The following is an 11,292-nucleotide window of genomic DNA, read 5'->3' as shown; positions in this document are numbered from 1 at the left end:
CTTGGCTGTTATCATGACGCTTGCAAGCATTGGCAATATTAAAAGCAATATTGGTCGCCAGAGAGGTTTTCCCCATACCAGGGCGCCCTGCAAGGATAATTAAGTCAGATGCTTGTAATCCTCCCATTTTTTCATCAAGGGTTTTGATATGGGTAGCTATCCCAGAGAGCTGTGAGGAACGCTTTTTTGCAGCACTTGCCATGTTAAGTGCTTTTGCAATGGCTGTATCAAAGTTTTCAAACCCACCCCCATATTTTCCTTTTTCGGCGAGCTCAAATAACTGATTTTCAATTGTTTCAATTTGTTGGGAAGGTGTAAGTTCGACAGGAGCATCAAAGGCTGTATTGGCAACTTCATTGCCAAGATTAATCAAAGAGCGTCGGATAAACAGATCGTAAATGACGCGTCCATAATCTTCAGCGTTAATAATAGTGACTGCCTCTGTGGCTAAGCGAACAACATACTGGTATACAGTAATATCTCCAACTTTTTCTTCCATTTGGATATAGGGCTTGATTGTAATTGGGTTTGCAAGATGACCATTTTGAATAATTTGTAAGACAATCTCAAAGATCTTTTGGTGTAGCGTTTCAAAAAAATGTTCTGCTTTGAGAAAGTCTGAAACGTGATCGAGTGCATTATTATTAATCAGGATTGCTCCAAGTAATGCCTGCTCTGCTTCAATATTATGGGGAAGTTGACGAAAAGAAGAAGCAAAATTATCTCTTGGATTTTCTGTTTTTAGCATGTTCAATGTTCTCATTGCTTTCTTTTCCCTTGTTTGGTGCCTCGAGTGTGATTTCTGTGATGTATCCACTTTGTTTTTCATAGCAGTGGGTGACAGTGGAAGCTTTCCATGGCCCATTGATTTGCCCACGAAACCCTTGAAGAAGCAGAGGTTGATCCGCCATGATTTCTGGGCGTCCCTCAAGGGTCAAGGAGCCACTGCCCACAGCACGACACAACCTGTCCGACTCGGAAGCAGCAGCAGCTCGTGCTTCCTCCTCACAAGTGTAACAAGTCCGTAAACGCCGCACGGGACCGCTAAACCCTGTCTGATGCTTAACTTGGCATTGCTGCCCTTTTGAACGATCAAAATAAGCAGCTTCAATGGTGCCATATTGCGTGCGTGGCTCGAGGGTGAATTCCCAGCTAGAACAGTCATGCTTATGGATGTCGAGTGCTGGTAAGTTATCTCCGCTTAAAAATAAAAACTTATTGTCCTTGATCAAAAAACGTGCCCGCATGCGATCGGCAAGGCGGGTTAAAAAATCAACAGCCGATTGATCTGTGCGAATCACATAAGGCAAAGTTTGTTGAGTGAACTGAGGACTGACTTTTGCTTGATAGCCATGGCGTTTGGCGAGTGTCTCGACAATCTCACCAACAGTTTTGTGATCAAAATGCTCACTCACCTGTTCTTTGAGCTCTTTACGCATCGAAGCGCTTTTGCCACAAAGGCGCAAGATCTCTCCATCACTGCCCCCACAACTTACAACCGATTCGACAACAAAACACCCCATAAATGCACTGATGCTGTTCTCATAACCAAAGATCACCTGTAGCGCACTATTGCTTGAGGGAATCTCTAAATCATTGCCACTATCATCCAACTCTGCTTCAAATGTATCGGCTTCATTCCCAGCATGGTCCGTAATGGTTGCGGTTAAAAGACGCTGGTAAAAAACCTCATGAACAGGCTTGTCTCCCACCTTGACCACAATAAAAGGGTGTGTACGCGTTAATCCCATAACCGCTTCACCATGCTTTGGGGATTAGACAACACAAATTCAGGCAGCATGACCTTTAAGCCCCGTGGTAAAAACACACCATATTTGGCAATCTCTGGATTAGCTTCCAGTGTGGCTTCTAAATAACCGTTTAGTGCCCCAACTTGGATGCGGTCTCTGAACACTGCCATGGCATGGTGAAAGCAGAGGAGATCGAGGCTCATATCCTCTAGCTCTACAATAACGCGCTTTTTGGGTATCTTCATAGAGTTTGTCCCTCTTGGTAATACCCCATTTGATATTGTCTCTCTTGGTATTGTCCTTGTGGTTTTCCGCCATTAAAAAAGGGCAAGAGCGTAATGGAATAGCGGATGCGCTGGGATTGACCAGAGCGACTGATATAGTCATGGTCTTTATTGATCGTGGTGATTACTACGGGTCCATGGAGAAGGACACTATAGGTCGTATCATTGATCCAACGAAGCATCTGGACCGGCTTGGCTCTTCGGATAGTTGTAGTGATGGCATCTATCGCTACCCGGTCCCCAAATTCTTCTGGAAACCAAACCCCATGAATGGTTTTGGGATCATTGCCATAGCCAGTAAATTGCAAACTGGGTGCCTTGCCAAAACGCTCCATACAAACCCATGAGGCAGAAAACTCTTCTTCAAAAGATTGGAAATTTAGCCAGTCCACATAAAATTGATGCGGACCTAACATCATCAAAGGATCTCTCATAGGCTCCCTCCCCTCATTCTGTCCCGCCATGCAGCGCATTAGCGCGTGCCCGTTGCAAAGCATGGGCAACCGCACGACCAGTGGCCATGGGTTCACGCGCCCCATTAACATGCACTGTGACATTTTGATTGTGGGTGGTGGTGGAGCGCTCTTTCTCTCTTTGTTCTCTCACAGAGTAATTTGCATGCCCCGCCCCCGCAAATTGCACGATGGGTTGAATGGCTGTTTTACCCCCCAAAAAACTTGGCAAAAACTCTCTTACATCAATGGAACCAATCCACCCCTTAATGCGGCTAGGCAAAGATTTACAAAAATCCATCAATTGTGAGATAGACGACATAAAGCCATCGACAATCGAATTAGCCAGATCTTCGCCGGCTTGTTCCATACCAGCCTTGGCAGCATCAGAGAGCTTTTCGCGGGCAAAAAAGCTCTTTCTAAACTGGAACTTCTTAAAATTCCCTTTTTACACCTCTCTCAAAGCAAAGATAAAACTGCCAAAACACGTGAGAGTCATCTAAGGATAATTGCATGAGACCATAACAGCTATAAACAGACTCCAATATTTGTATCATATTATTGTAACGATTTACTTACGTATAAAAGAAGAAGATAAAATTGTAATACAACTAAAAGTTCATACGGTTAATCAAGAGAAATTATATAGCATCACAAAACATCAATTGTTTGAAGATTATAAGTAAAAAATTGATCAAAATAAAAAGCTTTTCTATGAAAAAGAAAAGAGTTGCCCATGAGTAGATATTATAAACTCTAACAAAGGGCATAACTTGATAATTATACCGCAACAAACTAATAGAAACAGCCTTCTTGATAATTCTGGACAACATGTGCTAGCAAATTATGAACACACCCTTGACAAACTCCCCTTTCTTCAAAGATGAAAGCCTAAAAAGAAAAAATAGAATAACAAACCATTATTCTGCTTTGTATTAAAGCTCAGTTCACATTAAACCATTGCACTTATAGCGTATAACCTGAAATCTTAACAGCTTTGAAAAAGATATAAAAAAGATGTCTGATTTTTCACTCTATTCCTAAGTAACATTTAGACACTCCTACTGCTCTTCAAGTCCGCACATATAATACGTTTTTTCCCTCATGCTTTAAGACAAAGAAACAAATCCTATTATAACTTACTGCAACTTGCCGAAAATTGGGTGTCTTTCCCTATAACACCAAGATCTTTAATTAAAAGCGGTTTTCCTATTTCTCCATTATAGGCTTTAACGTGAATGGTCTTGCCTTTCACATCTATGAGGTAATAATCTCCATTAAAAAGCGCACCAGCTATATAGATAGGGATATTTCCAAAAACCTTATCATTTTTCGCACGGCAATAAGACTGATAATGCGTGTGACCCACGAAGATTGCTTTAACATTATGAGAGGTAATAATTGACTTAAAGACCGACAAATCTTTAGCATTCTTTTTACGAATAAAAAAGGATTCACCATCAATGGAAGCAGCACGCGCATCATGAAAATTAATGATTGTCACTTTACCTCTTGCATCAGCAGCAGCTAAATCATTCCTAAGCCAATCTAAAGATTTATTGATTTGCACTTCTGTAGACTGCCCCTTCAAACCAACCGTATAGCTTGGATAATTGTGAAGCTGCACATAGTGAACATCTCCATAATCCCAAGAATAACTCAAACTCCCCCTTATCGAGCGAATATTTCCACCCGAAATGGGAACCAAGCTTTCAGTAACATCTGCATTGAAATGCGATAATTGACTACGGTATTTTTTGATTTCCGATACCATTCTTGAAACTGCACTTATAGCACAAGCATCTTTGTAAAAACTGAATTCTTGAGGATTTGTACAATTACCAACATTATTGGCATAATCGTGATTCCCTAGCCCCTCATAGACAGGTGCTCCAAGAGTTTTATAAACATTTTCATAATCATCATAGTTTTTTTGTTGTCCAAACTCCGTCAGATCACCATTGACAATATGGAATGCAGCCTTGTGCGCTTTTATCACACCAGCAACCTGCTCATTTATCTTTAACCATGGCTCTCTGTTTGATATTCCATTGGCATCACCAGAGTTTAAACGCCACGGTTGCGGATCAGCCATAATGATAGCAGTATAATTTTTTGTAAGAGACTTTTCTTTCATCGACCAATCCATGAATGCATCATGATAAAGCCTCTTGTCTCTTTTTATTTTTTCAGAATCAAGATTAAAACAACCAGAGAGAGTAAAAGCAATCACGGTGATTACCAATTCAACTTTATATCTCATAAACCTATCGCCATAAAAACGTTACATATTATTTATATTAAAAAATTCCTCAGAAGCAATTTTTTAGATTTTATTGTCAAAAATATGTCAAAAATTCGAAATAACGAAAGCAATAATCCTTCAATGAAGGTGCACTTTGATGATATAAAAGCACTGTTGATTTCAAGCCTTCAACTTGAAGCATCTTCATTGATTAAGATTTATAAGCTTGGGCTCTGGCTCTTTCAAATGTCATCGATACATCAACAGCTTATAAAAACTTAGTCGTATACTATTAAAATATCCCCAACAGGAGAAAGAATGTATTCTTATACTAGAGCACCCAACTCCTTTGGATATCAAGATCAAATATATTAGAATATTATGATAAATAAGGTATAACTAATCAAAAGTGCTAGCAATAGTGTTTGAGTATTACCGTCATCACTTACTTTGACAAGTTATAAAAATGCAGAAGTATTACAGAAAATACTATTATTACTTTATAAAAAAATAATATAACTTATGTAATTATTATAATAATATTTATAATTTCTATAATATAGATTTACAATAAATTTAATTATATAATATAAATAATTACAAACACATTGTGTGTTAAATATAAATTAATACAAATTTAATATCATTTGTTTTTTAATTTTGACAAAAAACCAAAAATATCTTACCAAATAAAGACAATTATCGAAATTAATAACAACTATCCATTTTCACTTCTTCTTATGAAGTTTGCGGGGAAATGAATATTTGGGGGCTCTCATAAGGAGAATACTGGTGTATAAAACATCCCTTTTATCATGCACGGCTGCGGCTGCTATCATACTATTCAACATCCAGTTCACTGCACATGCTGAAACTCTTGACGTTGCCAACGAAGAAAAAGATATATCCGGAAAAACGTACGAGACTATTTATGTAAAAAACAAAGGAAAAATCACCGGCAGTACTGTAACTGTAACTGGAAATGAAAACACAAATACAGACACAGGTAGCGATAAATATGTTGTAACAGTTGAAGGTGCTAACAGTGCGCTTGAATTAAATAGCTTAAATATTCAAGGTACTGATTCTGATGTTCGTTTCGGTATTTCTGTAAAAGACGGCGCTAACATCAACCTGACCGGGGGGAACATTACAGCTTCTCAAACTGGCGTTTATATTGACGGCAGCGATAAAAATATACTGCAAAATGTAGTGATATCAAATAATAAAAATGAAGTTTCTCAACTCATTGGAGTGCAATCAGATAATGAAAGTAACATCACTTTAACAAATGTAAGCGTTACGCACGCAGAAGTTGGCATACTCGCAGATAATAATTCTCGAATCAACGTATCCGGAGGATTATTCGAGGGTAGAATGGATGGTGTATATGCTATGAGCGGCACCACCATTACTGTAAATGGCGGTACTAACGTTACCTCATCTAATGGTAACGGACTTCATGCCATCGATGAAAAGAGCGAAATCATAATGATAGGAGGAAGCGTCACTGGAAAAGATACAGCATTATCTGTAGACGAAGGTGGTCATATTAAAGTCACGGGTGGTACTCTAACAGCTAAGGAAGATACCACAAGTGCACCTACTACAGAAGGGGATAACCCTGCATATAATAAGGGTACTAAAATTGAGAGTGGATTCGGCGCATTGTCTCAAGGTGAAAACAGTGTGATTGAATTATCTGATACAAAGATCAATGATGCGACAATCGGGTTAAAAACACAAGAAAGTGGCGCAATCGCAATGACTAGGGGAAGCATTACAGCGTCCAAAGTTGGTGCATTCTTTTTAGATAGCAAGAGCAAAGAAAACGAACTGAAAGATGTAGTGACATCAAGTGGGAAAGATGATGCGCCACTAATCAATGGAATCAAGGCAACTAACAGTAATGTCACTTTAAATAATGTAACAGTGACGCAAGCACAAACTGCCATAGATGCATATGATTCCACAGTAAAAGTCTTAGGAGGATCATTTGATGCAGAAAAAGCAGCAATATTTGCTCAAAACGGCGGCAACATCACTTTAACTGGCGGTGCAAAAATTACATCATATAACGATGCTGGGCTCTATGCGGAAGGTTCAAAGTCCATCATCGAAATGACAGGAGGGAGCATTACAGCGAAAGAGGAAGCAGTAACGACAACATACGGTGGCCATATTACTGTTACAGATGTCACCCTAAAAACAAATGGTGATGGACTTGGTGTAGCTTCTGATGACCTTGGTAGCATGATTGAATTACTTGGAAAGACAACGATTAGTGATAGTGCAATCGGGCTTCAAGCACAAAACGGTGGTGTAATCAAGATGACTGGGGGAACCATTACAGCTTCTGCAGCTGGTGCTGGCTTCTTAAACAGTAACAGCCGTGAAAACAAACTAGAAAATGTGACAATATCGAGTGGTAAAGACGATGCGCCACTGAACTTTGGAATAAAAGCAGATAAAGGTACCGTCACTTTAAAAGATGTAACAGTGACTCAAGCAGCCGCCGGTATATTTGCAGATCATGATTCGACAATAACAATCTCGGGAGGATCATTTCATGCACAAAATACAACAATATCTGCTCAAAACGGCAGCGCCATCACTTTAACAAACGGTGCAAAAATTACATCATCTGATGATGTTGGATTATATGCAAAAGATTCAAACTCCTCCATCACAATGATAGAAGGAAACGTCACGGGAAAAGCGAGTGCTTTGGTTGCTGAAGATGGTGGTCATATTACTGTTACAGATGTTACCCTAAAAACAAATGATAGCGATAAGTCATTTGGTGTATTTTCTAATGGCGCAAATAGTGTAATTGAATTGCTTGGAAAGACCACAATTAGTGGTAGTGCAATCGGGCTTGCATTCCAAAATGATGGCGCAATCAAGATGATTGGAGGAACCATTACAGCTTCTGCAGCTGGTGCTGGATTCTTAAACAGTAACAGTCATGAAAACAAACTAGAAAATGTGACAATATCGAGTGATAAAGACGATACGCCACTGAACTTTGGGATAAAAGCAGATAAAAGTACCGTTACTTTAAAAGATGTAACAGTGACTCAAGCAGCCGCCGGCATATTTGCAGAGAATGATTCGACAATAACAATCTCGGGAGGATCATTTCATGCACAAAATACAACAATATCTGCTAAAAGCGGCAGCACTATCACTTTAACCAATGATGCAAACATTACATCATCTGATAATGTTGGACTCTATGCAGAAGGTTCAAAATCCACCATCACAATGACGGGAGGAACTGTCACGGGGAAAGGTAATGCATTGGTTGCTGAAAATGGTGGACATATTACTGTTGCAGATGTGGCTCTAACTGTCACAGATGTGGCTCCAAGTGACGACTATATATCGTCTGGTGTATTTTCTGTTGGTGAAGGCAGTGTAATTGAATTACTTGGAAATACAACTATTAGTAATAGTGCACTCGGGCTTCAAGCACTAAACGATGGTGCAATCAAGATGACTGGAGGAGCCATTAAAACTTCTCTAGTTGGTGCTGGCTTCTTAAACAGTAACAACAGCGAAAACAAGCTAGAAGGTGTAAAGATATCGAATAGTAAAGACGATGCGTTACTGAACTTTGGAATAAAAGCAGATAAAAGTACCGTCACTTTAAAAGATGTAACCGTCATGCAAGCAACCAATGCCTTAGTTGCAGATGATCACTCGACAATAACAGCCTCAGGAGGATCATTTCATGCACAAAATACAACAATATCTGCTCAAAACGGCAGCGCCATCACTTTAACCAACAATGCAAACATTACATCATCTGATAACATTGGACTCTATGCAAATAGTTCAAACTCCACCATCAGCATGACGGGAGGAACCGTCACGGGGAAAGGTAATGCATTGGTTGCTGAAAATGGTGGACATATTACGGTCACAAATGTGTCTCTAAATGTTACAGATGTATCTCTAGGTGACGAAGATATATCGTCTGGTGTATTTTCTAATGGCGAAGGCAGTGTAGTTGAATTGCTTGAAGGAACAACGATTAGTAATAGTGAAATTGGACTTACAACAAACGATGGTGGCGCAATAAACATGACTGGAGGGACCATTAAAACTTCTCTAGTTGGTGCCGGCTTTTTAAACAGTAACAGCGGTGAAAACAAGCTGGAAGGTGTGAAGATATCGAATAATAAAGACGATGCGTTACTGAACTTTGGAATAAAAGCAGATAAAAGTACCGTCACTTTAAAAGATGTAACAGTGACTCAAGCAGCCGCCAGTATAGTTGCAAATAACCACTCAACAATAACGGTCTCAGGAGGATCATTTAGTGGACGTGATGTAGGAGGAAGCGCCGAAACCAGCAGTACGATTATCTTAAAAAACAATGCTAACATTACATCATCTAATGGCGAAGGACTCCTTGCAGACGGTTCAGGATCTAAGATCATAATGACGGGAGGATCCGTAGCCGCGAACAAAACAGCGTTATTCGCAATCAACGGAGGGCATATTGATGCCACAGATGTTGCTCTAACAACAGAGGGAAAAGGAAGCGGTGCATTTGTAAGTGGCAATGACAGCACAATTCAATTGCATGGTGATACAATAATTAACAATACTTTGGGCGGCCTTGGAGCAGTTAACGGTGGTAAAATCATTAGCGAAAACTTATCGATAATCGGTGGTGAAGCACTTGAAGGCCCCGACAACGAGCGCACTGGTATATGGACATCGGACTCTGGTAGTGAAGTTAGGTTAATGGGCAAAACAACCATTCAAAATGTTGATGAAGGTTTTTATGCAGACGGTGGAAGTAAAATCATTAGCGGAGATTTAACAATAACTGGTGGTGAAAGTAAACAACAAACCGTTGCTGTAAACGTTGCGGAGTCTGATAGTGCAATCGAATTAAATGGTAAAACAATCATTCAAAATTTTGATGTTGGTCTTTTTGCAGGAAATAATAGCACAATTAAGATGACGAATGGTTATATTGGAGCAGCAGAGAATACAATAAAAAATAAAATAGAAGCAAAAAAAGTTGCACTATGGGCGGCAGCTAATGGACATATTGATCTCAAAGATGTTTCTGTAACAGCAGGAATCAGCGGCTTGCAGTTCTTAGCTCTCCCTAATACCAAAACCGATGAATCAAATGATCCGCAAAAACATCAAAATAGTGAAATCAATTTAACCAATGCAGATATTCACGCTGAAAATGGTACTGGAATTTTCATTGGAGCTTTCACTAACGATAACATTGAAGATATTCCAACTTTATCAATCGGTACAGCAAATCTCAAAAATTCAGAAATCCATGCCGATGTATTGTTAGGAGATGGTCTTTTCGAAGATCCAAAATCTTGGAAAAATGACAATTATTGGAACAATAAAGAGGTTAAAGCGATCTCCAATGGCACCTTCACCTTAAGCGCTGATCATTCAACTTTAGAAGGCAGAGCAAATATTTCTAAAGACAGAAATGTACGTTTTGATCTAAAAAACAAGACAACATGGACACTAAAGACCAGTACAAAAGAAAAAGATGATGATGGCAATCTGCTTGATATCGCTCAAAGATCTCGTTCTGATATTTCCACGCTTAATCTCGATAACAGCTCTATTGTTTTTGATGGACTGGTAGAAGATCATTATCACACATTGCATATAGGATCTGGTAAACCAGATACGCAAACAGTCTACAACGCAACGGGAGACGCAAAGATTTACTTCAACATTGCTTGGAGTGATGGCGTAGCAAGTGCCGATCAAAAAACCGATAGACTTCTGATCCACGGTGATGTCTCAGGCTCCACAACAGTTTATATCAAAAGCGATTCAGGAGATGAAAGTAGTGTAGTCAATGCTGCTGATCCTTCCAATATAGGTGGCCTCTCGCTCATTCAAGTATCTGGAAAAGCACAAGAAGACTCTTTCAAACTCGTAAATGGCTATACCACAAGAAATCGTTTGCCTTATAAATATACGCTAACGGCCTATGGACCAGAGTCAAGCCACGGTACAGCCGATGTTGCACAAAGCCTCTTTGATGAAAAGAATGAAAATTTCTGGGATTTCCGCTTACATAAAGAAATTCTTGAAACAGATTCTGGTTCTGGTCCAAGTGTGATCGTCCCTGTAGCACAAACGGCCAGTTACTTAGTCATGCCAAATGCTCTCTTCTATAGTGGATTAACCGATATGGCTAAACAAAACGCGCTTTTAGCCAATATCAGAACATCTGTCTTAGGAAAAGAAGAGGAAAAACAAACCGGTTTCTTCCTCTATACTTACGGAAACACAGGAACCTTATCTTCTGAACGTGGACCTCTCAAATATGGTTATGGTGCTGATATCCGCTATGCTGCTCTACAAGCCGGTGTTGCATTCGCGGCATTAGAAGGACAAAATACCACAACACATTTCGGTCTTGTAGGCACCTATGGGCGGCTGTCTTTCACTCCAAAGGACATAGCGGATGCCAGTAAGAGCACATTGGATAAATGGTCACTAACAGCTTATGGCAGCGTGCAGCATGACAATGGTTTCTATATGGATAC

The 11,292-nt window shown here is 39.7% G+C and carries 7 protein-coding genes; 1 reads left to right on the top strand and 6 read right to left on the bottom strand.

What is annotated here, in order from left to right:
- The 6 genes from ACFIMA_RS08545 to ACFIMA_RS08520 all read right to left on the bottom strand — a co-directional run.
- The coding region (locus tag ACFIMA_RS08545) for a DnaB-like helicase N-terminal domain-containing protein (protein WP_375693360.1) at positions 1 to 748 on the bottom strand (748 nt) is incomplete at its 3' end.
- Positions 720 to 1,751 carry a phage late control D family protein gene (locus ACFIMA_RS08540; protein WP_375693359.1) on the bottom strand — a complete coding sequence of 344 codons (1,032 nt, stop codon included), beginning with the start codon at positions 1,749 to 1,751 and terminating at the stop codon, positions 720 to 722. The genes ACFIMA_RS08545 and ACFIMA_RS08540, both read right to left, overlap by 29 nt.
- The gene (locus tag ACFIMA_RS08535; RefSeq protein WP_375693358.1) at positions 1,742 to 1,996 is read right to left on the bottom strand and encodes a tail protein X; all 255 of its coding nucleotides are present in this window, start codon (positions 1,994 to 1,996) and stop codon (positions 1,742 to 1,744) included. Before ACFIMA_RS08535 ends, ACFIMA_RS08540 begins: the two co-directional genes overlap by 10 nt.
- The gene (locus tag ACFIMA_RS08530) at positions 1,993 to 2,469 is read right to left on the bottom strand and encodes a phage tail protein (protein WP_375693357.1); all 477 of its coding nucleotides are present in this window, start codon (positions 2,467 to 2,469) and stop codon (positions 1,993 to 1,995) included. Before ACFIMA_RS08530 ends, ACFIMA_RS08535 begins: the two co-directional genes overlap by 4 nt.
- A 13-nt stretch (positions 2,470 to 2,482) precedes the next feature.
- Positions 2,483 to 2,857: a hypothetical protein gene (locus ACFIMA_RS08525; RefSeq protein WP_375693356.1), complete on the bottom strand. Its 375-nt coding sequence runs from the start codon at positions 2,855 to 2,857 to the stop codon at positions 2,483 to 2,485.
- Positions 2,858 to 3,619: 762 nt separating this feature from the next.
- Positions 3,620 to 4,750, bottom strand: coding sequence for a metallophosphoesterase (locus tag ACFIMA_RS08520; RefSeq protein ID WP_375693355.1), 1,131 nt, complete (start codon positions 4,748 to 4,750; stop codon positions 3,620 to 3,622).
- 774 nt (positions 4,751 to 5,524) lie between these two features.
- Between ACFIMA_RS08520 and ACFIMA_RS08515 the strand changes: the two genes are divergently transcribed.
- On the top strand, positions 5,525 to 11,292 hold a 5,768-nt coding region (locus ACFIMA_RS08515; RefSeq protein WP_375693354.1), incomplete at its 3' end, for a right-handed parallel beta-helix repeat-containing protein.

This window comes from Bartonella sp. AP88HLJMH, assembly GCF_042195605.1.
Taxonomy (GTDB): domain Bacteria; phylum Pseudomonadota; class Alphaproteobacteria; order Rhizobiales; family Rhizobiaceae; genus Bartonella.
The sequence above is the reverse complement of the archived record's forward strand: the minus strand, read 5'-3'. Positions and strand labels throughout refer to the sequence as shown.